Raw genomic sequence first — 25,158 nt, forward strand, 5'->3', positions numbered from 1 at the left:
GCGTCAAAATTATACCATAGCTTAGAGGTTGTGCCCAAGATACATTATAGGTTCAAACTCGATCGTTGGAAATAAGGTTTTGAGATCATTCGGAAAAAAATGGGATTCGAGGGGACACAGCAACGAACGGTCATCTGTGGTCATACACATGTCCAATTTGAACGTCGACTTGGCGAGCTGCGTATTCTCAATGCTGGAAGTGTGGGCATGCCGTTTGCCGACGAACCAGGTGCATACTGGTTACTACTTGATGGTGACCGCTATGAACATCGCTTTACACCCTATGACGTAGAGGCAGCTGCAAAACAAATCGCTTCCACGAACTATCCGCAAGCTCAGCAATTTGCCGAAGAGAATGTCCGAAAAATACCTACGGCTCAAGAAGCAATGGAATTTTTGGAGGCCATCGCACGAAAAAACCGCCCCTCTACTTATTAAAGGGTCGGTTGAGAAAGATAGCGGAATCGATTAATCGTCCCAGTCTACATCCAGTACAGCGCCTGTCGTAGCGGAAATCTCCAAATCTACTTCCTGTCCTTTAGGCGTTTTCACTTCCACATCATACACATAGTGGTTATCGTCTTCATCCAGCTTGATGGATTTGATGTTGCCGCTCACTTTAGCCAAAGCGATTTTTTTCGCTTGCTCTACACTGATTTTCACTGGTTGGTTTTTCCACTGATCGTCGTTGTCGTCGTCATGATCATCGTCATCATCGTGGTCAACTGTTTGCCACACATCTCCAGTCATCGCATCGACGTACACGTCAATCTCTTGATGCTTGTTTTTGATCTCTGCTTTGTATACGAGGAAACCGTCCTCTTCATCCAGCTTCCACTCGGTAACGACACCAGACTGTGCATCCCGAACTTTTTTCAGTGCTTTTTCAGGCGTGATGCGCACGAGCTTCGCCCAGTTGTGTTTCACATCATCGTCGATTTGCAGGTACACGGTAGAAGTGTTCTTTTGCGGTACGCTGTAGTATTGGTTGCTATGTGCAAACGCTGTTACGCTGAGGCTCCCTACAATCAGTGCTCCTGCCATGGTCATGACTACTTTTTTCATATGATCTCGCTCCTTTTTTCGGCTGGTTTTGTTTGATCTCCTTTATCATAAAAAGGACAGATGAAGGGAAAAAAAGAGAGAGATTAGAAATTGATGAGAAAATAGATGAGACCTCTCACAGAATTCATGTTTGCCGGAGAGCCACAGCGATTAACAAAAAGAGCGAGTGTTTTCTACTGGCAAAAATGATCCATTCCGGCTGTAAATCGACGGAAATGAAACATCCGTGCTTTTGCGTGCTTTCCGCTTTAATCCGTATAATAAAAGCAATCGAGTGGACAACAACCAACTCGATGACATACGAAAGAGAGCGTGAATGGCAGTGTAATACATATCGTTTCTAACTACTTTCTATTTTTCTTACATGAGAAGGAGAAACGATTTTTCCGTGGAATCACCACTTTTGAAAAACATCTTTTTTTGAATCTATTTTCTCGTCACCATGCAAACGGTCGTCATGTCGGTTATGACCTTGGAAGTAAAAAACCCAGCACGTATCCAATTGACTGCACAAGCAACCCAAGCTATCTCATATGCCTATACAGAATCAGGCAATCGGAAATGAAAAAAGGCACTCTACTAATCTTGTAGAGTGCTTCTTATATTTCTGCTAGAACCATTCATGTGAAAAAGGAGTGACAGCAGGAATGGTTACGAACCTCGGGGAGAGCTCGGTAGGCGCTTGTATGGAAAATTCTCAGAATGAGCAGTAGCAAATTTCTATTTTCCGAGATTGTTCTTAATGGCTTCCAATCCAGCGATTTCTCCCAGGAAGAACGTATCGCCCGCGAGTGTATCCATCGTGTATACATGGTTGTTTTTCACTGCTTTGAGGTTTTTCCAGACAGGATGATCCTTCCAGATATGAATCAACCCTTCCGGCTCCTCTGCTTTTGCCGAACGGCGGTTCTCGGCAATAAAGATATGATCGGGAGCGAGCTCACTCAACGCCTCGATTCCGATACGCCCCCCAATCTTTCCATCCTCGGGCAATCCTGCTATCGGTGTTAGTCCCACTTCCTCATAGTAAATCGGGAAGTTTTTGGGATGCATCACCGTAAAATCCTTGCCATTGGAAACGAGGAATAGCACTGTTTCTCCTTTATGCTTGTCTGCTGCTGCTTTTGCTTCGTTTTTCAGCTTATCAAAATCGGCCAAAACTTGCTTCGCCTTATCTTCTTTGCCAATAACTTCAGCTATTTTCATGAGGCGGGTGGGTGCATCCACTGAGAAATCAATGACGATGGAATCAGCCATTTTGTTGAATTCCTCAAATCTGGAGCCTTTTCCGGTGCTTGTCATGACAATGACCTCTGGGTCCATCTCCAACAAAGTCTCCAAATTCGTTTTTCCACCCAGATCCTTCACTGTTTTACCTTCCGCATACTTTGCAAAAATTGGTGACTTACTTTTCGTCGAATCAAAGCCTTCCGATACAATCGGAGCAAAATCTAGCACGAGGAAGTAATCTGTTCCCATGATATCGACAGAAGCGACACGCTCCGGCTTTTTCTCCAATGTGACTTCCCCCATCGTATGCTTGATGGTTCGAGGATACACAGGCTCCCCTGTCCCTTTCGTATCGGATTGTGCTACTCCCGCTTCAGCCGTTTGCGCTTTATTGTTAGCGTTTGTGTTTGTAGTCGCCTGTCCTGCTCCGCACCCCGCCACGACAACTGTCGCTATGATTACAGACAGAATGCCTGATAATTTCTTTTTCATATCGATTGAACTCCTTTTTTCATCTCCTGATTTCAAACGTGTCTTACCCCTTTGTCCGGATCAACAAATACAAAAAATAAGGCCCCCCAATGAGGGAAATGACAATACCCGCCGGTACTTCCGTAGCCGGCATGATGCTTCGCCCTATCGTATCCCCGGCCAATACGAGCAATGAACCGACGAGCGCCGTAATAGGCAGCATGTATTGATGCTGGGGTCCGACCAATCTGCGCGCGATATGTGGGCCAAGCAAGCCGATGAAGCCTATGCCTCCGCCTGTCGCTACACTCGACGCAGCCAGACCAACCGCTCCCGCCATCAAGGCAAGTCGCTCCCGTTGAAGAGATACGCCCAGACTTGCTGCAATTTGTTCGTTCATACTGAGCAGGTTCAGCACATTTGCCTTCCGATACACGTACGGCAGCAGAATCACCATCCACGGCAAAAGTGCCAGCACGAACTTCCAATTGGAACCCCACAACGATCCCATTTGCCAAGTGACGACAAACTCGAGGTTTCGCGGATTCAACTGAAGTGTCAAAATAATGCTGATGGCGCTAAGTCCCGCCCCTACTGCAATCCCTGTAAGCAAGAGACGGGTAGGAGATATGCCGTGCCCCTTCTTGTATGCAAGCATATAAATTATGGCTGCTGTGGCAGTGGCACCGATGAGTGCGAGAAACGGCATCAAAAAAGGCGGAGCCATGTTCGTCGCGGGATAAAGAGAGACGAACAACAATACGGCCAGTCCAGCACCTGAACTGATTCCAAGAATACCGGGGTCAGACAGACCATTGCGAGAGATTCCTTGCAGAATCGCCCCCGATACAGCTAGCCCAGCCCCAATCATGACCGCTATCACCATGCGAGGAAGCCGCAGCTCAAACAACACGAGATTCTGCTTTTTCGAGCCCTCCCCCAGCAACGTCTGTAACACCTCGAAGGGACCAATACTATACGGTCCCGTGTTCAAGCTCAGGACAAAACCGACAAGCAAAAGTACCGCGAATAGAAGGATCAGTCGGACACTACGACTTTTTCTTTTTTGGGAAAATAGATCGATGTCCATTACCACTCCCTCCTTTCCTTACGGGCCAGGTACAGGAAGAAAGGGACTCCGATGACAGCGATAATGGCGCCAAGCGGTGTCTCGTAGGGCATTGCTATCATTTTGGCTCCGATGTCTGCAAAAACAACCAAAACGCCTCCCATGACTGCCGAACAAGGAATAATCCAGCGGTAATCAACCCCGACCAGAAAACGGACGATATGTGGGACGACGAGACCGACAAACCCAACACCGCCAACCGTTGAGACCGAAGCACCTGCCAGCACCATGACGACAACCGCCGACAACCCCTTCACCAGCCTGGTCTTTTGTCCGAGTCCTGCTGCGATCTCTTCTCCCAGACTCAAAATGGTAATGGAGCGAGAAAGGATCATGGCCACAATGATTCCTCCCACAATCCATGGCATCATGACGGATACTTGAAACCACTCTGCTGTAGAGATCCCTCCTGCTGACCAGAAAGCCAGATCGTAGTTGATCTGAAACAACAGGGAAATCGCCTGACTGATACCTGAGATGAGCGAGCTGACGACTGCCCCCGCCAACGCGAGTCGTAAAGGTGTCAAACCGTTTTTGGAAAAATAGGCCAGTCCATAAACAAGCCCAACCCCCACACCCGCTCCCATAAAAGAAAAGAAAATAATAGACTCAAAAGGGAGTCCTGGTGCAAAAGCAAAAACGAGTACGAGCACGAATCCAGCCCCTGCATTAATGCCCATCAAGCCCGTATCGGCAATCGGATTTCTCGTGACTCCTTGCATAATGGCTCCTGCTACGGCAAAAGCAGCTCCTACCAGCGCTCCTGCCAAGGCACGCGGCATTCGCAGTGTTTGAATAATGACGTGATGCTCGTTGCTAGAATCATAGTGAAAAATCGAGTTCCATACGGTCGCAAACGAGATGTTAGCCACTCCCGTGATAATGGATGAACCTAGCCCGAACACGATGGCGCAAATCCCCGCAACAATCAACACGGTCGCCATCCACGGCCTGGTTCGAAGCGAAGCATTTTTAGCGATCGGCTGTGACAGTGACATTTCCCTTCTTATCCTCCAGAGCAACGTTCGAATGAATCACGGTCAGCTTGTCGCTTGCAGCCGTTCTCGCTCGTGCTTCCGGGATGACCTCCGGAAAGCCAAGCTGAAGCATTCCTACGAGTTTTTCCTCCTCACGTACCCCAACCGCTTGCAAAAATCCTGCTTGATACGTGAACGGTTCCGTTTTCCAAACGACGCCCAATCCCCGCTCCCACGCCGCTAGCTGAAAGTTTTGAATCAAAGTGCAGGCTGCCGCATAGTCCTCTTCCCGTTCTCTTTGCCGAGAGTCTTCATTTACGATAACCAAAAGATATGCTGGGACGCGTAAAAGCAATTCCGGATCTCTTTTTTTCATGGCGTTTTGAAGAATGGCATCGACAACAACCCGCTTCCCTTCTTCCACATAAAGGACGAATCGCCAAGGCTCGCGTAGTCCGTGGTTAGGTGCCCAGACAGCTACATCCAGTAACTCACGAATCAATTCCAGTGGAATCGGGTCTGGCTTGAATTTCTTTATGGTTCTGCGGTCACGGATCGCTTGTGCAATCGGATACAATGGTGACTTCATCTCGTTCCCTCCAACAATAGTGATACTCATTCTCAATCATTATCACAAACTTGTGGCCGCAAGAAAATTGAAGAACCTGATTCCTTTTTTGTACATTCCTGTGACTCTGCAAGATGCGTGAGCGCCTCTGATATGGCTTGCTCATGGCCTAGTGCGGAATAATGCAGCCAAGGATATACCCCAGCTCGATGTACATTCCCTTTCAAACGATGCTTGCGTACATCTGTTCGAATTTTCCTTTCGTCGAATAGCAGAATATGATCAGCCTGAAAATCATGAAGCTCATCCAGGCTCGCGATATCCAGAAAGGCAAAATGATCTGTTCCCACTGGAGGTCTTACCTGGAGGTCTCCGTATAAAATATCGGAAATTTTCCGCCTTCTCGCACCAAATATACGGGCTCCACCATCCCAAGCCCTCACTGCCATAACGGTTTCATTCCCAATTTTTTTGCGGATACGCTCGCGGGCTGCAACTGCTTTCAGATCATAATAATAGAGCCAACTCGTCGCCACTTCTGCAATTCCCAGCATGGTAGCTACCTGCTGCAAATGATCCCGCCAGGTCGTTGATTTGAAAGGAATGAGCTGTGTTGGTGCAATGGCTTCCATTTGTTCAAGCCAGGGTGCAACCTGATCTGTACCAACAATCAAATCCGGCTCCATCTGGCGCAGACGGTACAAGTCAAATTCCAGCGTGGCTGCTTCCATCTGGGAGTACGGTCTCTTTTGCCGATGCTTTTCCCAAACAGGGATCAGATGTTGGATCGAAACCCCCAATGCGAGCAGATCACCGATGATTGCTGGATGGAGTACGGCGATTTTCTTTTGTAACGATTTCTTGAAGCGATAAGGGGGAACGCCAACGATCTTTTTAAACATCCGACTGAAATAGTACACATCCCGATAGCCCACTTCATTAGCTACCTCAGGAATCATCACGTCCTCCGCCACCAGAAGCTGACAGGCCTTCTCCATTCGTTTCCGATTGATGAATTGCAAGGGAGTGAGCGAGGTGTACTCCTTAAACTGCTGATAGAAAAGGGTCGGCGTCATTCCTGAGTAGCGAGCCATCTCCTCAATCTGAAAAGTCTCCTCACAATGCTGCTCCATATGCTCAGCGATCCCTTGAAGAAGTTGCTGTCGATCTGTTTTTTTCTCTTGCAGCGTGACTCCAGCCATAATAGCTTGCCATAGCTTCCAAAAAAGAATTTGCATGGTTGGCTGATCGAAGTGATCTTTTCTCCATGCCAAATGCAATTGTTCGATGTGGTGGTGAATCAAGGAGATTGTTTCAATATGGTGCTTCCCCTGGATCGGTAGCATCACTTCGTTTATGAGCCAGCCATCCCTTTCTTTTCTGGCATGAGCAGCAAAAAGCGCCACGTAACAAACATAGATGTTCTCCGTAATGGGCAAAAGGGCAAGCCCTTCCTGCATATCCTCTGGAGATATGACCATGAAATCTCCCTGGTTAAGCATCCCTCCTGTCTTATCCAACCGAAACGACGCCCTGCCCTCTATTACCAAAATGATTATTTGTTCGCTTCTATCTCTCGCTTCTACAAGCTTCCATTCTTTTGAAATGGACAAAACTTGCACATCATTTACAGTGATGACATTCGGATCACGATATTTGTCTGTTTTTCCCATAACTGACTCCTCTAAAATCATGATGTAGCAATCTATTGATAACAATTCTCACCAATTGTACGAGAGACTTGACAAAACTGCAATTGCACTTGATTGAGAAAAAGCAAAAAAACGCCTAACGACCATCAAGATGACCACTCGACGTTTTACTTTCCTTGTAGACAAATATTTCTAAATGAACTTATATGTTAACAAAGCATCTCATATTTTCTACCTATGTTTCTACTAAATCACAGACAGAAAGAGGTACAGGTATGCTGAGCAATCAAAAAGTAATTATAACGGGAGCAGCTTCTGGGATCGGGAAAGCCGTAGTAATGCAATGCCTGCAAGAAGGGGCCGCTGTCATCGCGTGTGACCTCAATCAGAAAGCCTTGCTCGCACTGGAAGAAGAGATGGATCGAGCAGAAAGACTACATACGTATTGTGTGGATGTTAGCAAATATGAGGAGGTCGCGGCTTTTTTTGCGCATATCGAGGCAGAGCATGCGGATTGTACCAGTCTTGTCAATAACGCCGGCATTTACCTAGCGAAAAACATACTGGACTACGACTCCGAAACGATTGAAAAAGTGCTCGCGATTAACGTAAAAGGTTACATTTATTTCTCACAGATGCTCGGGAAGCTCCTTTTTCCTGCCAAAAAACGTGGAACGATCGTCAACCTGTCCTCTGTATCCGGAATCGAGGGCAGCTCGGATGCAGTCTATGGAGCCTCGAAGGCGGCGATTCTCGGCTTGACGAAAAGCTGCGCGATGAACTTCTCTCCCTACATCCGTGTCAATGCGGTAGCACCCACCATGGTTGCTACGTCGATGATGGACACCATTCCAGAGTGGCGTCGGGCAGAATATCTCGCTCATGGCCTCATTGACAGCCCTGTATTGCCTGCGGACGTGGCGGATACCGTCGTTTTCCTGCTGTCGGAGAAGTCCAAACACTACACCGGAGCGACTTTTGACATCAACAACGGAGGATATCTGCGGTAATAGCAAAGGGGCGTTTATTCAGACAGCTGGAGACTGAATGAACGCCCTTTCATCAATTCCGTTTAGTGCCCTACCATCCATGGGCGTTTGCCCCCACGGCTGTGGGTATGTCCCCGATGCGCCTGGCTACCGTGGCTATGGCTGCACCCTGCTCCTTCATGAGAATGCACTTGTCTCCGTACAACTTTCGGTTCCACACCACGCTCGATCCGTTGGCGCAGTGCTTGCGGTGTCATGATCAATCCTGGTGCAGCATACAAACGCTTTGACGGTAGCTGGCAATCGGGGCAAGCAACGCTATCTGTCAGCTCGCTCATTTTCAACCACTGTACAAATGGACCACATTCCTCGCACATGTAATCGTATCTCGGCATCGTATTTGGCTCCTTCTTTCGCGGTCTTTTTCTTGGCTACTTCGGCAAAATATCTCGATCAAAAATGCTTGTCGGGATAGACAAAGTGCAGCACGCGTTCGGAATATCTACGATCCCCGCAATTCTTCCCTCCACTGGTGCCGTCCCCAGCAGCATGTATGCCTGCTCCCCCGTGAAACCCATTGCTGTTTTCAAATACTCGATAGCATTCAGGCATGCATTACGGTAAGCGACATGCGCATCCATGTACAGCTGCTGCCCTGTCGTCTCATGGACGGAAATTCCTTCGAAAACGAGGTATTCCGTATAGCGAGGCTCTACTGGACCTGGTTTGAAAACAGGGTTGTTCACGATGTTATACTTCGCCATCCCGCCCTTGATGACGTCCACATGAAGATCCAGCCAACCAGCCATTTCAATTCCGCCGCAGAAGGTCACTTCTCCGTCTCCTTGTGAAAAATGCAAATCGCCCATGGACAGCTTCGCTCCATTTACATAAACCGGGAAGTAGATGCGAGTGCCTTTGGACAAGTTTTTAATATCGCAGTTTCCGCCATGCTCGCGAGGGGGAACTGTTCGAGCCGCTTCTCTGGCAATCCGATCAAACTCTGCTCCTTTTAGACTGCCCAACACGGCACTGTGCGGGGTCGGCAAATTCGCGAGTGGCGGCATTCGTTCAGGATTTGTCGCTACGAGGTCGCTCTCTCTTCGGTTCCAGCGATCCAGTAGCTGATGGGACGGTGCCGTACCAATCAAGCCTGGATGAAGAATGCCAGCAAATTTGACTCCTGGCAAATGGCGAGAGGTCGTGTAAATGCCGTGGAAGTCCCAGATCGACTTGGCCGCTTGCGAATAATGATCGACGAGGAAGCTCCCGCCGTTTTCTTTGGCGAAAATCCCGTTAAAGCCCCATTCCGATTGGGGGAGTGCCCCGATATCGAGAATATCGACAACCAAGAGGTCGCCTGGTTCTGCTCCATTCACCCAGACAGGCCCACTGAGCACATGGACGCGATTGAGATTGACATCGCGAATGTCGGAAGGGTCATCGTTGTTCGCGATCTGCCCGTCCGTCCAGTCCTTACATTCCATGCGGAAAACAGCTCCTGGATTCACCGAAACGGTTGCTGGAATGTCTGGATGCCATCTGTTGTGACCAGGTGTATCCTGCTCCTCCATCGGTTTGTTCAAGTCAACTCGAAATAAAACTTCTGGCATGCTGCTTCCCCCTCACTTGTTCAAAATGGCGTATGCCGTACATACACAAAAAGAAGCAAATGACATGCCAATGCTTGCTGGTCCCGATAAAAATTTGATGATACCGATTCTTTTGGCTATTTTCTCCTGTATACTTAATACAAAGAGCTTGTCGCAAAACAGGTCATGCCGTTGATCTGTCTTTGATCGGAAAATTCCCTCATCTCTTGTATCGCTTTCGTCATTGTGTGTCGTTTGTTTCCCTGCTTCCTTGTCGGACACCTGTCCCACGATCGAACAAACAAACTATTACCAAGAAAGGATGCGAGAACGATTTTTGAAGCCGGCATACTGCTCTCGTCTTTCGATTTTTCTTCCGTAATCGAGCGTTCCCATCATCGCGCGATCCCTCCTGCAGTCTTTCATTCTCTCTATCAGCAATTACAGGCCTCTGCGAATCTATCACCCTACGAATTTTCTCTGATCAGGGATGCGCTAATCCATTTGCTACAAAATAGCTCTTTGCCACTTTTCCCGCTATCCCTTTCCACTACGCGACGTTCTTCTGCACTCCAAACTGATCCTATGATTCCAGCTCTCAGGCATACCTCTCATTCTGCTCCCAATTGGAAGAGTCTTCTTTTCGCATGGGCCGAGAATAGCCAAGAATACCTCATCGCACTTAGTGACGAGCGCGTCGTACTTTTTGCTAACAAGCGAGCACAAGAACGATTTTCGTTAGTTGAAGGCCTCGTGCTCGAGTCGGACTGGGAACAAGACCGCTTAACCAATTGGTTCTTGGAGGAACTCGATCTGGGGGAAAAGACGTGGTATCGCCTCTTTTTTATTCGCCCATGCACGTCAGCCTTGTCAAAGACAGCTAGCAGTTACTCGTTTTCAGAGATTCATACAAATAGTCCCCTCTATCACGCCCAACTACATACAGCGCGTATCGCTGCACAATCTCTATCAAATACGTTATTGCTCGGAGAAACAGGCTGTGGCAAAGAAGTTCTGGCACGTGCCATCCACTCCTCCAGTTCACGAAAAGACGGCCCTTTTCTTGCGGTCAATATCGCAGCACTTCCGCGTGAACTGATCGCAAGTGAGCTATTTGGATATACAGAAGGAGCTTTTACTGGAGCAAAAAAAGGCGGGCAATCAGGAAAATTTGAAGCAGCAAATGGAGGAACGCTATTTCTCGATGAAATCGGGGAAATGAGCATGGAGCTACAAGTGCTTTTGCTTCGCGTCCTCGAAGAACGCAAAGTGACGAGATTGGGCTCTCACGAAGAAAAGTCATTGGACATTCGGATTATCGCTGCCACTAATCGTTCCATTGAAGAAGAAGTACGGAATGGGCAGTTTCGTGCAGATCTTTACTACAGGCTCAATGTCCTGCAAATACGCATCCCTCCCCTGCGCGAACGCAAGGAAGACATTGCAAGCTTGGCTAACGAGTTCCTCCAGCAGCTTCATACCCAATACGCTGGCGGTCCGACAGGTATCTGTGAATCTGCCCTGGCGATCTTGCAGCAGCATTCATGGCCCGGAAATATTCGTGAGCTGCGCAATATCATAGAGCGAGCCTTTTTACATGCGTACGCTGATTCGTGGCTCACCTCTCACCATCTTCCGAGTGAATGGCAGCAACAGTACGGACTGCAAGAAACATCCGGTGAACGTTTGCCATTATTGCGCGAATTAGAGCGACAGACGATCCAGCAAGCCATCACACAAGCTCCGTCCATCAGCGCTGCTGCCAAAAAGCTAGGAATTGCGCGAAGCACCCTATATCGAAAAATGGAAGAGTTAGGAATCGGATAAGAAAATCGGGGGATGAGCGTAAGCAGCTTGTCCCCCGAAACATTTTACCGATGCCCTAATCGTCAGCGAGTGCTCGCCTTATAGTCATTCTTGCTTCTTCTGCCACTTCTTCGTCCTTGTGATCAATAGCTTGCATCCAGAGCAGCATCGGAATGTACACCGCCATCATCCTGGCCAATATTTTTGTCTCTTCATCCACTTCTCCATACGCATGAAAAAATGACAGGCGGGCTTGTGGCGGTAAGAAACTGTAGGCCACATTTAAATCCGCTCCCGGGTGACCCACATTGAGATCTCCCCAGTCGATGATGCCTGATATATGCCCAGCTTCATCTACCAGCATATTTTTAACATGCAAGTCTCCATGCAGGAGCACTTCACGCGGACTTATTCGGTCTATCACGACTTGCCCTAAATAATTCACGATCGCATCCCGATCTTCTTCAGAAATATGTACAGCTAAGGTAGACAAGAACGTCTGCATCTTTTCTTTTCTCTGTGCAATGTCCAGGAGGTTCCTGTGATCATGCTCGATCCCGTTCTCGCGGGCACGCTGGGGCGGAAACGAGTGCAAACTTTTTAAAAACGTCGCAAGTGCCACTGCCGATGAAGCGCGTTGCTCGTCGGTCAAGCCTTTTGGAAACGTTCCCGGTACATACCTGTACCCCAAAAAAGGAAATGGATAGTCGTTGTTTGGTTCTCCATAAAAAACTGGCTTCGGATACGGTATCGTCAGGAATGCCGCAAGTTTTGGAAGCAGCACCCCTTCCTTTTTGATCAGTTCAACAGCGACATTCCGCCTGGGAAAACGGAAAACATATTCGCCCCCCACTCGAAAGACCACGTTATCCCAACCACAGCCAATCAGCTTAATGGGCATAGAAGATAGCTGCGGAAACTGACGGAAGATGAGTTCGCGTGCCAATGGTTCAGATACTTCCCAGTCAGCATCCCATGGATTCGAGTTGGTCATTGTGTTCGTTCCCTCCCATTTGTCGTTTCATCTGCCGTGATGGTGCTTTGTAGCTACGATTGCGTAGAACGGATCTGATAGACACATTTCTTACCGCCGATTGCCACGCATTCGGTCCGTTCTACACTCGTCTGGAGTAACGCTCGGTAACAATTAAGCTCTCTTGTACAGATCATCTGATACCGATCTGCTACTTTAAAATAGGGACAATTGTGCTGCGTGATCACATATTCCTCATCACTTACCTGTTCCCATCTCGCCATAAATCCGTTCTCATCTTGGATGCGTGCCATCTCTGCCACCTTTTCAGATAGCGCTTTTCCTTCCATTTGTCCCTCGTATTTCTGGATAACCTTCTCTTGCTGTCTTGCGAAAAATTGATCCACTCGGTCTTCCCCGTCTGCCAGCACGATATGCTCCATCAAATCCACGGCCAATTGCCCATAATCATTCGGAAATTGTTCGTTACCTTGCTGTGTCAACGAGTAGTAGTGCATCGGTCTACCTGCTTTTTGACGGCCTACTCTACACACAACAAAACCGTCTTTTTCCAAGTAAATCATTTGCCTGCTGACAGCTACCTTTGTGAGCTCCAGCCTGTTTTGCAAATCCTTTGTGCTGAGCTCCCCTTCCCTTTTCAGCAACAATAGAATGTATTCACGTGTTGATAGGTGTCTATATCTCTCCATTTTCTCTTCGCCCCTTTATTGGAAAAGAACGATACGCTCACAGTATATGTCCTTTGTATAACTAATTCAACAAACATGTTTATAAAGTACACTCTTTGTTCATCGCAAAACCTACGCAATTGCAATTTATTAAACATTTTAGTTGAATATATATAAAATAGTGCATATACTGTGATTGTAGTGCAAGGTGCTTTTTTCCAAGAAGGATAGGTGAAACGAATGAAACCTGTATTCTCCCTTCTCCGTGAACGACAGGTCGAAGTGACTTATCAGGAGCCTTTGGCGGCACATACTACCTGGAAAATTGGCGGACCTGCGGATTTACTGATTACACCGAGCAGTAAATCCCAACTGATCATGGTCCTGCAAATACTGAATGAACATCATGTCCCATGGATGGTGATGGGAAAGGGCTCCAACCTTTTAGTCACAGACAAGGGTTATCGTGGCGCGGTCATTACATTAAACAAAGCTTTGGACTATGCCCGGATCGTGGGCAATCAGATTTATGCAGGGGCCGCCTACTCCTTGATCAAGCTCGCAGCGTTGGCAAACAAGCACAGGCTCAGTGGCTTGGAGTTCGCAGGCGGAATACCCGGGTCTGTCGGTGGCGCTGTGTATATGAATGCGGGCGCGAACGGATCAGATATAGCGAACATTTTCTATTCAGCTGAAGTGATCACGCAAGCGGGAACCATTCGCTCCTTGTGTGCTGGAGATTTGGATTTTTCTTATCGCCACTCTTCCTTGCAAGATACTGATGTCATTATCACGGAAGCTATTTTTGAGCTGAGCCCGCGCGACAGCGAAAGCATCAAGCTCCAGTGGAACCAATATAAAGAAAAACGTTTAAAAACACAGCCTCTGCCGTTTGACTGTGCAGGTAGTGTATTCAGAAATCCCCCAGGTCATTTTGCTGCAAAGCTCATTGAAGATGCTGGCTTAAAGGGCATGCGGTACGGAGGTGCGGAAGTATCGAGCAAGCATGCCAATTTTATTATGAATACCGGCAATGCCACCGCACTTGATGTACGGACACTCATGAGGCAGATCCAGGAAAAAGTTCACAGCCAATCAGGCATTCACCTTGTTCCTGAGGTTGTGATCGTAGGTGAACAGTAAGCATAAAAAAGGGAGGTCCCACGATGATTCAAATCAGCGAAGCTGCCGTGTCTCGCATTCAAAATATGCTCGAAGAAGAAAGCTCTTCTCTCTTCATTCGCTTTGGCGTGAAGGACGGAGGGTGCTCCGGGATGACCTACGGACTTGGTTTTGATGATACCTATCAAGAAGGCGACACTACAATCGATATGGATGGTGTGAAGCTGGTCGTCAATCCAGAAAGCTATCCGTATGTCGATGGCGTCGAAATCGACTACAAAGAGACAGGGATGATGGGTGGATTTACGATCCAAAATCCGAATGCAGTCGCAACCTGCGGTTGTGGAAGCAGCTTCCGTACAGCCCTACATCGAGGAAAAAGAGAAAAGTGTGAGTAAAACACCAGACGAAAATGACTTGTCACCGACTCCAAATGAATGCTATTCTATTGAAAAATTTCCCCCTATTCCTTATGTAAGGTGACAATATGCTTTCATTTTCAAGACTCATTAAATGTAAACCCCCAATTCCGTAATCTCCCTCCTGCGCTGTTTGAGATTTTCGGAATGTAGGGGGAATGGACAAGTGAATAGAAAAATCTCAACACCATCTTTGCTACTGTTGATCATCCTGGTGGGTTTTCCGCAAATTAGCGAAACGATCTACACACCTTCGTTACCTGATATCGCCAATAGTCTTCATGCCAGTAACAATATGATCCAACTGACGCTCAGTATTTACTTCCTCGGTTTTGCCTTTGGTGTATTTTGCTGGGGAAGACTCTCTGACTCTATCGGTCGACGCCCTGCCATGCTCTGGGGAATTTTCGTTTACGGACTTGGCAGTTTGGGTTGCTACCTCTCTGATTCGGCTGATTGGTTGTTATGGAGTCGGTTCATTCAAGCTTTCGGTGCGAGTGCAGGATCGGTGGTAACCCAAACCATCTTACGAGAGAGTACCGATACCACCACGCGACATGCTGTTTTTGCTCAGATTTCCGCTGCTCTCGCTTTTACGCCTGCAATTGGCCCCTTAATCGGTGGTTGGGTGGATCAATCGTTTGGATATCAGGCTGTTTTCTTCACGCTGATTGCGATGAGCCTAGCGATTTTTGCTTACGCGTTTGTCTCGTTGCCCGAGACCAAAACATCTACAGCTTCCAAGATAAGTACGCTTGCTGTAGCCAAACGACTTGTTACGGACAAAAAGATTTTGGCTTTTGGTTTCTTAATTGGGGCGACAAATGGCATATTGTTCAGTTACTATGCCGAAGCTCCATTTATTTTCATTGCGTTTTTCGGTATGACACCTGGTGTGTTTGGGTTTTTGGGTATTTTCGTAGCGTTGGCTTCTGTGATCGGAGCCATGCTCTCGAAAAAACTGCTAACCAAATACCCGGCTGAGAACATTATCCTGATCGGCTCACTGGTGACGACTTTAGGGGCGGTATGCCTCACAAGCTTCACTTTGTATGGAGTGAGTCCGTCCGTTATTTCGATGGCGATCATGGTAGCCTCTATCTTTACTCTTCTGCTGGGGATTGGAATCATGATTCCAAACTGCCTGAGTTTAGCCCTTGTCCACTACAGCGATGTACTCGGGACAGCTGGCGCTATTTTTGGTTTGGGTTACTACATCGTCGTCAGTCTTATCACCAGCGGCATGAGTTATTTTCATAATGGCTCGCTCGTCACCATGCCACTCTACTTCTTGCTATTGACGATCATCATGGTGCTTGTTAGTAAACAAATGACAGTTAGCCATACAGCCAAGTAGCCCATTCATCCTATCAATATCAAAAAGCCGATTCTCTCTTAGAGAAAATCGGCTTTTTGCCCGTATACGTCACCCCTCCCGCTTCGTCTCGATCGATAATCCTTCGACATGCTTGCGACTCATCATTTTGCGCTTCTTCCGGTTCTCTTTTGTCTCGAATACGATGTCCATGTCATAGTCGGCCGGATACAGTTCTTTGCCCTCAATATGCAAGACGAGGCGCTTTTTGTTGATTTTATATTTCTGATTTTGAATCATGACGCCAACGATGCCTTTGGAGTCCTCCGCAGCAAACACGATGCCGGTTCTCCCCAGATAGGAGATGAATACACAATCACCAACAGCAAATGGTTTGTCACGCTCAGGCGTGGCTGGCGTATCTGCGGCTTTTTCTGACATCTCCTGTGGAAGACGCTCTTGTCTTTCCTCTTCCACCTCTACCTCCACTTCTTCTGGGTTTTCTATTATTCGTGTCCCCACATAACTTGGAGTCTCATCCTCATCCTCTTCCTGCTCTACGTCTTGGTATTGTTCCAGCCTTTCCGTAGTGGTAGTCGTAGTCGTGAATCCATTCCGAGTAATTTCCCGAGAACGCTGAATCATCTCGGATGGGATACCTAGCTTCAATGCGATCAGGAATGCGTAGCTCTGGCCAGCTTCTCCGATGCGCAATCGATACAATGGCTGCAAGGTCTCCTCGTCGAATTCCATTCGTGCATTTTGGAACCCGGCAGTTGCGGAGGCAAAATTCTTGATTTCGTTAAAATGCGTATTCACAATCACCGTCGCACCTCTTCTGTGCAGCTCCTCCAAAATCGCAATCGACAAGGCGACACCTTCTCCTGGATCTGTACCCGTAGCCATCTCATCAATCAGAACGAGGGTCGAGGCGTCGGTAATCTGCAAGATTTCCAGGACATTATGAATATGCGCGGAAAACGTGCTTAACGCTTGCTCGATGCTTTGCCCATCCCCAATATCTACCGCGATGTTACGGAAAATAGAGAAGCGACTGCCTTCCTGTACGGGTACGAGCAAACCCGACTGCACCATCATGGTTAAAAGCCCGATGGTTTTTAACGTCAATGTTTTCCCCCCTGTATTGGGACCTGTAATAATAAGCGATTTGTACTCTCGACCAATCTTCATATGAAGCGGCACCATTTTCGGTCCGAGTAGCGGATGCCGTGCTTCCTTGACATCAATGATCCCTTTTTCGTTTAGTTCGACATTCGCTCCTCCGATTGCCAACGCGTACTTCGCTTTTGCGAAAAGGAAATCATACATGCCAACGGTCTCGACATTCACAGTTAGTTCATGCGTATATTCTTCTGCGAACGCGGACAATTGCATCAGTACTTTTGTTACTTCGCGTTCTTCCTCTGCCTTGAGTGCTGTGAGTTCAAACTGTACGGTGCTGATCTCAGTCGGTTCCATATAGACGGTTTGACCGCTCGCCGATTCATCTAAAACACTGCCAGCCACTTGCTTGCGATGTTCTTTTTTGATGGGAATGACATAACGTCCATTGCGTGTACTAATGACATTTTCTTGCATGATCGAACGATATTTGTTCATGATGGAATCCAGTTGTCTTTTCAAGCGCTCTTCAAATACGATGATGCGCTTACGCACCTTCAACAAGTCTTTGCTGGCAGAATCGACAACTTGCCCATGACGGATGCATTGTTCGATTTCATTTTTCAATTTGGTGGCGACGTACATCGATGCTGCATAAGTGCTTACGCGTGGTGCCAATTGTGCTTTTGTCGCCATGTACTTCATTAGCTGTGAGCAACTCGTCAGGAACAGGTACAGATTGGTAAAATCGTTTACACCAAATACATATCCCGTCCCCAGGAGGGAAAGGATCTTCTCCATCCCTTCCAGCGCGGGAATCGGTACACTGGCTCCATTTTGCAGGATATTCTTGGCTTCTGCTGTTTCGTCCAACTTACTTCGCACTACTTTGACAGAGTCCATCGGCATCATTTGTACTACATGCTTTTTCCCTGCGTACGATAAAGCGTATTCCATTACCTTTTCTTTGATTTTGTCGTATTCGAGACGCTGTAATGCTTTTTCATTCATGACTGATTTCTCCTTTTTTATGAAAAATAAAAAAGGGCGAAGAATGAACAAATGTCATTCTCCGCCCTTTTTAGGTTACCTAAACAAAACGCAACCAAATAAAAAACCGCGCTGAACACAGCACGGATTTTGGGCGCAATGATAGGGTTTTCACCTAAGGCATTGTATGATATCCGTTGTTCTTAACTAATTCCAAGGCCGATTATCATCCAGCACAAAGAAACTTTGCTACATGGCAAAATTTCGAATGATGAATCAAGACCTTTTGTATGGAATTGCTTTAGTTAAGAACGACCGCCGACATCAACATCTCTCCCTAGATATGGTTCTCTCTACTATAGCGCATGTGATCTTCTGCCGTCAATCCGCTTCGAATTTGTACACCTTCACACCATAGCCAGCAAAAATAACGTCAAGCTGTTTACGTACTACATCCCAGTCTCCGCCTGCTAATCCGCACCGATCCCGTATGGAATGGCGAGGGTCAGATTTTCTTTTTTCGCGTTGGCCAGACCCTCTTATACGATAAGCGCAAAAAAAGAACGGGGCGCGGCGGTTGTTGATACTGAATTTCTTTCAAAATATCTCTATTACGTTGAATAAATTTGATATACTGTTGCTGTTTGATGTACTGTGTTGTACGATGTATATACAGGAGGTAGGCGTGAAAGGCAGAACAGATATGACGTATATATGAAAAACAAACCCGTTTACAAGAGTATTTCGAGGAAAAGAAGGCATTTAGGGGGGAACATACATGTGAAAAAAGAGGAATTTACCGATTGTTAGGACAGAATGGCGTTGGTAAAACAATTATGAAGATGATTACAAACTTAATGATGAGATTTTGTCATTGGTGGAGATGATAGCTGTGTGACTAATAGGGAACAACAAGCAACCACCTATACAATATGAATAGAGAAGAGGAATGCTTTATGAAAATACATAGTCAAATTATATTTTCAAGTCTGGCCCTTTTAATAACTGGAAGTTCCTTGCTATACACATCGCCAACCTCAATTGTAAAAGCAGAGCCCACTCAAAATGTATCTTGTTCGTTACAAACAGGCACTCAACAAGATCATAATTCCGTCGAGCAAGCAATGCGGGATACATTGCAACTGGGATTCCCGGGGATACTTGCTAAAACTTCTGAGGGTGGAAAAACGTGGGGTTATGCGGCTGGGGTAGCGGATCTGAGCACAAAGAAACCAATGGAAACAGATTTTCGCTTTCGCATTGGTAGCGTGACGAAGACGTTCACCGCAACGGTTGTACTTCAATTAGCTGGAGAGAACCGCTTGAATCTAGACGACTCCATCGAAAAATGGTTGCCTGGTGTCATTCAAGGAAACGGATATAATGGTAAGCAGATTACCATCCGGCAAATATTGAATCATACAAGTGGGATCGCTGAATACTCAAGGTCAAAAGACGCTGATTTTATGGATACAAAAAAATCGTATACGGCTGAAGAAATTGTGAAGATGGGGATTTCTCTGCCCCCAGACTTTGCCCCAGGAAAGAGATGGTCTTATTCAAACACAGGATACGTATTACTGGGGATTCTTATTGAAAAAGTAACCGGAAACAGCTACGCGGAAGAGATTGAAAATCGGATTATTGAACCGCTTGAATTGTCGGATACATTCCTACCTGGCAATTCAAGCGTTATTCCAGGCACCAAGCATGCTCGGGGATATTCTCAACCAAGCGAAGCAAGTGAGATAAAAGACGTTACTTTTTATAACCCAAGTGCAGGTAGCTCGGCTGGAGATATGATTTCTACTGCTGACGACTTAAATAAATTCTTCTCTTCCTTGCTCGGTGGCAAATTACTAAAGGAACAGCAACTAAAAGAAATGCTTACTACAGTTCCTACAGGTAAAGCAGGAATGGATGGATATGGTCTTGGAATCATTGAATTTAAGCTTCCAAACGGTGTCTCGATATGGGGACACACAGGTGGCCTTCTAGGGTTTTCTACTTTTGCTGGAGGTACAATTGGAGGCAAGCATACGTTGGTCGTCAGTTTGAACAGTTTGGGTAGAGATAACAGTCCTAATCCTTTTACAAATATTTTACTTGCTGAATTTAGCAAGTAGGAAAAAAGGAAAAACGGGAAATTTTGTCATAGTTTTTATAGTTAAAAATATACCTTTCTGGTTCAAAATCCCCAACTTACTTTTAAAAAATAATTTGGGTATTTTTGGGATTTTGTCGGCAACTTTTTAAATCTTGCCCCTCTCAAAACGCGCCCGGAAAACCCGCGCTATACAAGGACTTATGCGCCACTAATGCGTAACATTGCCCGCTGTTTCTGCGTGCGTTCGGCGGTTGTTGGTACTGAATTTCGTTCAAGATATCTCTATTACGTTGAATAAAAAAATTCTGATATACTATTGATTAACAAAGTACTGTGTTGTACGATGCATATGCAGGAGGTACAATACATGAATGTAGAAGATTGGAAATCACAAATTAAGCGAGGAACACTCGATTTTTGTATTCTATTGCTAATAAAGCAACGACCATATTATGGGTATGAAATCATAAGTAAGTTAGAGCAGTATCCTATTATTGCTGCAAAAGAAAATACAATTTATCCCCTTCTTAGAAGATTATTGAAAGAAGAATATATTTCTTCATCTTGGCAAGATAGTACAGAGGGCTTGCCACCGAGAAAATATTATACCATTACAGAAAAAGGAAACGAATACTTAAACGCTATGTCCTTAGAATGGGAAAATTTATTAACAGCTATATCAGAAATTAAGGGGAGTTAAATTATGGATAAAATTTTGAATGAATATCTTGAAAAAATCGGAAAACATTTGATGCCTATGTCCACTCCCGAGCGTATTGACATTGTAAAAGAAATCAAAAGTGTAATGCTTGAATTGCAACATAATGGTGTATCTTCTGAGCAAATCATCGAACGGTTAGGAGACCCAAAAGAATTAGCGAAAGCATACTTAGGTGAAGCCATTTCAAAGAACAGTACATTTAGTTGGCATAAATTCGGCGCTGTATTTGCATTTTATAGCTATGCAGGCGTCAACGGTATGTTTGTTTTGCCGATTATCAGTATTCTTTCCATTACTTTTATGATTAGTGGAGTTATTGCACCGATAGGCGGAATTATTAAATTTGTCGGATATCTTATGGGATATGATATTGCCGGAATAACATTCGAAATTGGAGCATTTACAGCAACCCGCCCAATGCAGTACTTGCCATTTTCTATTGTGAGTGGTGTGTTGATGTTTTTGTTGGGGAAAGTGTTATGGAAACTTACAATGAAATATATACACGCAATTAGTCAGAAAAAGATAAAATTGTAATAATAAAAAGAACGGGGCGCGGCGGTCATTCATAGACCAACCGCACCCCGTTTTTACTATGGGTATGTCACGCAGTAGAACGCTGATTTTGAGGGAAAAGGTATAAAACCCTTACCCCTTTCCTTTGCTTCCAAAATGTTGCCTGAGATGACTTGAACCCATTCAGTCATAACGATCACTTCTTGTCTCGTTACAACTGCTCACGCAAAAACAGTTCGGGATAGATCAGAACAAGTCCGTTCGAATCTACTGTAATGTTCTCCATGAATGTTCCTGCCCGGTATTGATATACAGAAGAGGCCCCTCTTTTTTCTAGCAACGTATACTGCTGCTGCACTTGTCTATACATCAACTCATGGGCTGAGAAGTAGGCTACTTGGATAGACTGCGGTTCCAACGGTGTATACGACAAGCGCCGGATTGGCAGTGTATTCGTGAATGGTGTACAAGAAATATCAATATCGATGCAGCCAAAGAGTTCCGGAATAGGTTCACCCGCTGCGTTTGTCCACTTTCCCCTGCCATCTGATGCGAGATGCAAAGCGCCTTCTTCGCCCATGATTGCCAGTGAAACCTCTCGCGTGACCCAATCTGAATCAAGGACAATTTCATATTGGATTCTTGTTAGGGTGCTGTCATCTTGACTCCCGATCACGATGCTATTTACGTGGATTCTGTTCGAGCCCTCCCGTATTCTCAAGTGCTCATATCCGACACCTGTCGCTGGTTTCCAGATAACATTCATTGGTAACATGCAAACCCCTCCGATCATTTGTTCCCCTTTTCTCCATCCTATCATTTCTTGGATGAAAATGGTAGAGTCCTGTATGATCGGCTTACACAACGCATACCCGAGTAACCCATGGAATAGGATCATAGTACCGGAAAAGAATGGAAAGGAGACAATCTATGAATAATCCCTCCTTCTCCTTAACACAACCTGACATGCTGTCCATTATTCGCAATGGTCTCCCACAAACCCACTCCCCCCTTAATATCATCATCGTCGGAGCTGGAATGGCTGGTCTTGTTTCTGCCTCGTTGCTAAAAACTGCGGGACACAACATAACAATTTTGGAAGCAGCGGACCGGATAGGCGGCAGAGTTTTCACATTGCGCTCTCCTTTTACCCATGGTCATTATCTAGACGCTGGAGCAATGCGTATTCCTCACACGCACGAACTTACCCTGGCATACGTAACGAAATTCGCTCTTCCGCTTCATCCGTTTATCAACAGCTCTCCGAACGACATCATCTACGTAAATGGCATCAAAACAAGACGTTGGATCTATCAACGCGATCCCGACATCCTCCGCTTCCCTGTAGCTCCACATGAAAAAGGCCGTACTTTCAATGAATTAGCCGGGCAAGCCATAAAGCCTGTCATCGATTTCATCAACCTCGATCCAGCGAAGAATTGGCCCAAAGTCGTCAAAAAATACGATCGATTTTCCATGGATCAATTTATGCGCTTCAATCCTGTTGGCCCTTCCTTATCCGCCCCCGCTATCGATATGATTAAGGTCATGACTGGCTTCGAAGGATTCCCAGAGCTCGCCTTTCCCGAAATTTTACGAGACTTCATCCTGTTTGATCCTTCTACAAGCTTTTACGAAATAGCAGGGGGATTTGACCAGCTGCCACAGGCATTTCTCCCCCAATTGCAGGACAATATTTACTTCCGGCATAAAATGACGCGAATCGCCGAGACGGGAAATCAAATAACCATTTCTGGCGTGCGTACCGACACGGACGAACTGTTTCAGATGACCGGTGATATCGCGATTGTTACCATCCCTTTTACCGTATTGCAGTTTGTTCGGGTCGAACCGTACGACCTATTTTCCTATCAAAAGTGGAAAGCCATTCGTCAACTCCACTATGTTTCCTCATCCAAAATAGGCGTCCAGTTTTCTCAGCGATTCTGGGAAACACAAGGAATAAGGAGCGGACAAACCGTAACCGATTCGCCTATTCGCCTCTCCTACTTTCCCAACCACGGTTTTGATAAGCCTGGTGGTATCGTTTTGGTCAGTTACACATGGGAGGATGACGACCTTCCGTGGCTCAGCATGTCGAAAGAAGAACAAGTTATGCAAGCGGTAAAGCATCTGGCTGACATTCATGGGGAGCAAGTGTACACTACCTTCGTTACGGGGGTCACACATAATTGGGCATTGCAGCCTCATGCTGCTGGTGCCTTTGCCTTGTTCAAACCGTTGCAAGAGACAGAATTAACTCCTTACATTGGTGCGCCTGAAGGAAGAATTTATTTTGCGGGAGAGCACACCTCGAATGAACATCACGGCTGGATTCAAGGGGCGATTGAGTCTGCTTTACGCGTGGCTGTAGAGGTGGGGAGAAAATGAGCGGGGGTCGTCTGTACGATGAAAGATTCCGTACCTTCCCCCGCCGCTTTTCGACTACGATTCTTTTACGAATTCAACTCATGTTCTTTTCGAAGCAGCGCCAGCTTCACAAGATCAATGTACATCCCATTTTCAAATTCCGTTTCTCGATGGATTCCTTCCACTTGAAAGCCAAATTTTTGGAGCAAATGGATAGATGCCGTATTTCGCGTATCTGCGTCTGCTTCTATTCTGTTTAGATGCATATGCGTAAACCCGTACGCGATAATGGGCCGCAGTGCTTCCGACATGATCCCCTTATTCCACCACGAAAAATTCAGATCATACCCAATCTCCGCTTTGTTATGTACAGCATGATAATGCTTGTAGCCGCAGCTGCCAAGAAATTTTCCAGTGGAACGATCCGTGACCGCCCACCTGAGTCCCTGTTTTTGTTCAAATAAGTCTCGATACCATCGAAGTTCATTTTCAGCATCTGCTATCGATTGAAACCTCGCTATCCCTACATATCTCGCCACATCTTCATGTGACAACACTTCAAAAATATCTTCGATGTCTTGTTGATCAGGTTGTCGAAGGATCAATCTGTCTGTTTCGATGACAGGGAATTGATCGAACATAGTCGGATTACTCACGATAAGAACCTCCTCAAAAACGTAGGATGGGAGATTTTTGGTGCCTACTCCCTTCCATAATCTAGTGAATGATATGGTTTATTATAGGAAGGACAAGAAGCAGAAGCAATGTATTGATTCGTTTGTGTTCTTTGTAACCTTTCCTTTCCATGAGCGTTTCTCAAAGAGCATTCCAGCTACTATGCGGCTTTATTTAGCTTTTTCTTTCTTCCTTTATGGGGATGAGCCGCGTATTTTGGCGTGGCACTTTTTTGGCTACTCGCGGTTTTACGAAATATTCATTGGGATTGCTGAACTGGCCTGTGCGTTGCTTCTTCTTTTTCCGCGGACCAGAACGATCGCTGCAATCTGTCTCTTTCCCATTTCCTTGAATATTACAATCGTCAATTTTGAATTTGATATTTCGGCTCAAGTTTATAGTCTGCTTCTCACCGTCATGTGTGGCCTCTTGCTGTGGGGAGATCGTAAAAAGACTCCTTTTTTGACGATGGTCTTGATCGGTATTTTTGTCGTGACAACTTTGTTCTACTGGTGGAAGGAAAGCAGAGTGAAATGAACTCCAGGTTGCTGCTTCGCTTTTTTGGACTTTCACATACTAACTACGTCTGGAAGAAAAAAACATCCCGCCATTTGGATATTTTTTTTTGAATCCGCGCATATCAAAAAGAAAAAACCTTGA

General features: G+C 46.1%; 25 protein-coding genes. 12 read left to right on the plus strand and 13 right to left on the minus strand.

The genetic code is table 11. The annotated features are described in order from the left end of the window. Window positions 1-99: 99 nt before the first annotated feature. A complete protein-coding gene (locus tag ACM6JA_RS10165; protein ID WP_414852169.1) occupies window positions 100-438 on the plus strand; it encodes a metallophosphoesterase family protein in 339 nt (112 codons plus the stop codon). 30 nt (window positions 439-468) lie between these two features. Here ACM6JA_RS10165 and ACM6JA_RS10170 read toward each other — a convergent pair whose 3' ends face one another. Then, a complete protein-coding gene (locus ACM6JA_RS10170) occupies window positions 469-1,065 on the minus strand; it encodes a PepSY domain-containing protein (protein WP_414852170.1) in 597 nt (198 codons plus the stop codon). A 442-nt stretch (window positions 1,066-1,507) separates the two neighbouring features. Here ACM6JA_RS10170 and ACM6JA_RS10175 point away from each other — a divergent pair, with 442 nt between their 5' ends. Next, window positions 1,508-1,630 carry a hypothetical protein gene (locus ACM6JA_RS10175; protein ID WP_414852171.1) on the plus strand — a complete coding sequence of 41 codons (123 nt, stop codon included), beginning with the start codon at window positions 1,508-1,510 and terminating at the stop codon, window positions 1,628-1,630. Between the two features lie 155 nt (window positions 1,631-1,785). Here the strand turns inward: ACM6JA_RS10175 and ACM6JA_RS10180 are convergent, their stop codons facing one another. From ACM6JA_RS10180 to ACM6JA_RS10200, 5 genes are read right to left on the minus strand one after another with little or no spacing between them, the layout of a single operon-like run. Further along, complete coding sequence (locus ACM6JA_RS10180) at window positions 1,786-2,787, minus strand: ABC transporter substrate-binding protein (RefSeq protein ID WP_414852172.1); 1,002 nt, start codon at window positions 2,785-2,787, stop codon at window positions 1,786-1,788. A 43-nt stretch (window positions 2,788-2,830) separates the two neighbouring features. Further along, on the minus strand, window positions 2,831-3,856 hold the full coding sequence (locus ACM6JA_RS10185; protein WP_414852173.1) for a FecCD family ABC transporter permease: 1,026 nt from the start codon (window positions 3,854-3,856) through the stop codon (window positions 2,831-2,833). Next, window positions 3,856-4,893, minus strand: coding sequence for a FecCD family ABC transporter permease (locus ACM6JA_RS10190; protein ID WP_414852174.1), 1,038 nt, complete (start codon window positions 4,891-4,893; stop codon window positions 3,856-3,858). The genes ACM6JA_RS10185 and ACM6JA_RS10190 overlap by 1 nt, the downstream gene beginning before the upstream one ends. Continuing rightward, window positions 4,868-5,461 (minus strand): nitroreductase, encoded by a 594-nt coding sequence (locus ACM6JA_RS10195; RefSeq protein ID WP_414852175.1) that lies wholly within the window; start codon window positions 5,459-5,461, stop codon window positions 4,868-4,870. The genes ACM6JA_RS10190 and ACM6JA_RS10195 overlap by 26 nt, the downstream gene beginning before the upstream one ends. 32 nt (window positions 5,462-5,493) lie before the next feature. Beyond that, the gene (locus ACM6JA_RS10200; protein ID WP_414852176.1) at window positions 5,494-7,113 is read right to left on the minus strand and encodes an AraC family transcriptional regulator; all 1,620 of its coding nucleotides are present in this window, start codon (window positions 7,111-7,113) and stop codon (window positions 5,494-5,496) included. 254 nt (window positions 7,114-7,367) lie between these two features. Here ACM6JA_RS10200 and ACM6JA_RS10205 point away from each other — a divergent pair, with 254 nt between their 5' ends. After that, a complete protein-coding gene (locus tag ACM6JA_RS10205; RefSeq protein WP_414852177.1) occupies window positions 7,368-8,102 on the plus strand; it encodes an SDR family NAD(P)-dependent oxidoreductase in 735 nt (244 codons plus the stop codon). Between the two features lie 62 nt (window positions 8,103-8,164). Here ACM6JA_RS10205 and ACM6JA_RS10210 read toward each other — a convergent pair whose 3' ends face one another. After that, window positions 8,165-8,476, minus strand: a complete 312-nt coding sequence (locus tag ACM6JA_RS10210; protein ID WP_414852178.1) for an FmdB family zinc ribbon protein — start codon at window positions 8,474-8,476, stop codon at window positions 8,165-8,167. Between the two features lie 36 nt (window positions 8,477-8,512). After that, complete coding sequence (gene fmdA / locus ACM6JA_RS10215; protein WP_106782843.1) at window positions 8,513-9,694, minus strand: formamidase; 1,182 nt, start codon at window positions 9,692-9,694, stop codon at window positions 8,513-8,515. A gap of 564 nt (window positions 9,695-10,258) precedes the next feature. On the opposite strand from fmdA, the gene ACM6JA_RS10220 reads away from it, so the two are divergent. Beyond that, window positions 10,259-11,500 carry a sigma-54 interaction domain-containing protein gene (locus tag ACM6JA_RS10220; RefSeq protein ID WP_414852179.1) on the plus strand — a complete coding sequence of 414 codons (1,242 nt, stop codon included), beginning with the start codon at window positions 10,259-10,261 and terminating at the stop codon, window positions 11,498-11,500. 55 nt (window positions 11,501-11,555) lie between these two features. Here the strand turns inward: ACM6JA_RS10220 and ACM6JA_RS10225 are convergent, their stop codons facing one another. Both ACM6JA_RS10225 and ACM6JA_RS10230 read right to left on the minus strand, forming a co-directional pair. Then, window positions 11,556-12,473, minus strand: coding sequence for a phosphotransferase (locus tag ACM6JA_RS10225; RefSeq protein ID WP_414852180.1), 918 nt, complete (start codon window positions 12,471-12,473; stop codon window positions 11,556-11,558). Between the two features lie 53 nt (window positions 12,474-12,526). Then, a complete protein-coding gene (locus ACM6JA_RS10230) occupies window positions 12,527-13,162 on the minus strand; it encodes a helix-turn-helix transcriptional regulator (protein ID WP_414852181.1) in 636 nt (211 codons plus the stop codon). Window positions 13,163-13,381: 219 nt separating this feature from the next. Between ACM6JA_RS10230 and murB the strand changes: the two genes are divergently transcribed. The 3 genes from murB to ACM6JA_RS10245 all read left to right on the plus strand — a co-directional run bounded on the left by murB (window position 13,382) and on the right by ACM6JA_RS10245 (window position 16,039). Further along, window positions 13,382-14,284, plus strand: coding sequence for a UDP-N-acetylmuramate dehydrogenase (gene murB / locus ACM6JA_RS10235; RefSeq protein ID WP_414852248.1), 903 nt, complete (start codon window positions 13,382-13,384; stop codon window positions 14,282-14,284). 23 nt (window positions 14,285-14,307) lie between these two features. Continuing rightward, a complete protein-coding gene (locus tag ACM6JA_RS10240) occupies window positions 14,308-14,661 on the plus strand; it encodes a HesB/IscA family protein (RefSeq protein WP_414852182.1) in 354 nt (117 codons plus the stop codon). Window positions 14,662-14,848: 187 nt separating this feature from the next. Next, complete coding sequence (locus ACM6JA_RS10245; RefSeq protein WP_414852183.1) at window positions 14,849-16,039, plus strand: multidrug effflux MFS transporter; 1,191 nt, start codon at window positions 14,849-14,851, stop codon at window positions 16,037-16,039. A gap of 69 nt (window positions 16,040-16,108) precedes the next feature. On the opposite strand, the gene ACM6JA_RS10250 is transcribed toward ACM6JA_RS10245, so the two are convergent. Next, a complete protein-coding gene (locus ACM6JA_RS10250; RefSeq protein ID WP_414852184.1) occupies window positions 16,109-18,130 on the minus strand; it encodes an endonuclease MutS2 in 2,022 nt (673 codons plus the stop codon). Between the two features lie 935 nt (window positions 18,131-19,065). Between ACM6JA_RS10250 and ACM6JA_RS10255 the strand changes: the two genes are divergently transcribed. The 3 genes from ACM6JA_RS10255 (at window position 19,066) to ACM6JA_RS10265 (ending at window position 21,474) form a co-directional block, all read left to right on the plus strand. Next, on the plus strand, window positions 19,066-20,235 hold the full coding sequence (locus ACM6JA_RS10255; protein WP_414852249.1) for a serine hydrolase domain-containing protein: 1,170 nt from the start codon (window positions 19,066-19,068) through the stop codon (window positions 20,233-20,235). Window positions 20,236-20,583: 348 nt separating this feature from the next. Then, window positions 20,584-20,916, plus strand: coding sequence for a PadR family transcriptional regulator (locus ACM6JA_RS10260; protein ID WP_414852185.1), 333 nt, complete (start codon window positions 20,584-20,586; stop codon window positions 20,914-20,916). Window positions 20,917-20,919: 3 nt separating this feature from the next. Continuing rightward, window positions 20,920-21,474 carry a DUF1700 domain-containing protein gene (locus ACM6JA_RS10265; protein ID WP_414852186.1) on the plus strand — a complete coding sequence of 185 codons (555 nt, stop codon included), beginning with the start codon at window positions 20,920-20,922 and terminating at the stop codon, window positions 21,472-21,474. Window positions 21,475-21,664: 190 nt separating this feature from the next. Here ACM6JA_RS10265 and ACM6JA_RS10270 read toward each other — a convergent pair whose 3' ends face one another. Beyond that, the gene (locus ACM6JA_RS10270; RefSeq protein ID WP_414852187.1) at window positions 21,665-22,228 is read right to left on the minus strand and encodes a putative glycolipid-binding domain-containing protein; all 564 of its coding nucleotides are present in this window, start codon (window positions 22,226-22,228) and stop codon (window positions 21,665-21,667) included. Window positions 22,229-22,383: 155 nt separating this feature from the next. Between ACM6JA_RS10270 and ACM6JA_RS10275 the strand changes: the two genes are divergently transcribed. After that, window positions 22,384-23,844: a flavin monoamine oxidase family protein gene (locus ACM6JA_RS10275; protein ID WP_414852188.1), complete on the plus strand. Its 1,461-nt coding sequence runs from the start codon at window positions 22,384-22,386 to the stop codon at window positions 23,842-23,844. A 65-nt stretch (window positions 23,845-23,909) separates the two neighbouring features. Here the strand turns inward: ACM6JA_RS10275 and ACM6JA_RS10280 are convergent, their stop codons facing one another. Beyond that, window positions 23,910-24,479, minus strand: a complete 570-nt coding sequence (locus tag ACM6JA_RS10280; protein WP_414852189.1) for a GNAT family N-acetyltransferase — start codon at window positions 24,477-24,479, stop codon at window positions 23,910-23,912. Between the two features lie 181 nt (window positions 24,480-24,660). Here ACM6JA_RS10280 and ACM6JA_RS10285 point away from each other — a divergent pair, with 181 nt between their 5' ends. After that, entirely contained in the window at window positions 24,661-25,035 is a 375-nt protein-coding gene (locus ACM6JA_RS10285; RefSeq protein WP_414852190.1) for a hypothetical protein, read from the plus strand. Window positions 25,036-25,158: the final 123 nt, after the last annotated feature.

Source organism: Brevibacillus sp. IT-7CA2, assembly GCF_949767855.1.
Lineage (GTDB): Bacteria > Bacillota > Bacilli > Brevibacillales > Brevibacillaceae > Brevibacillus.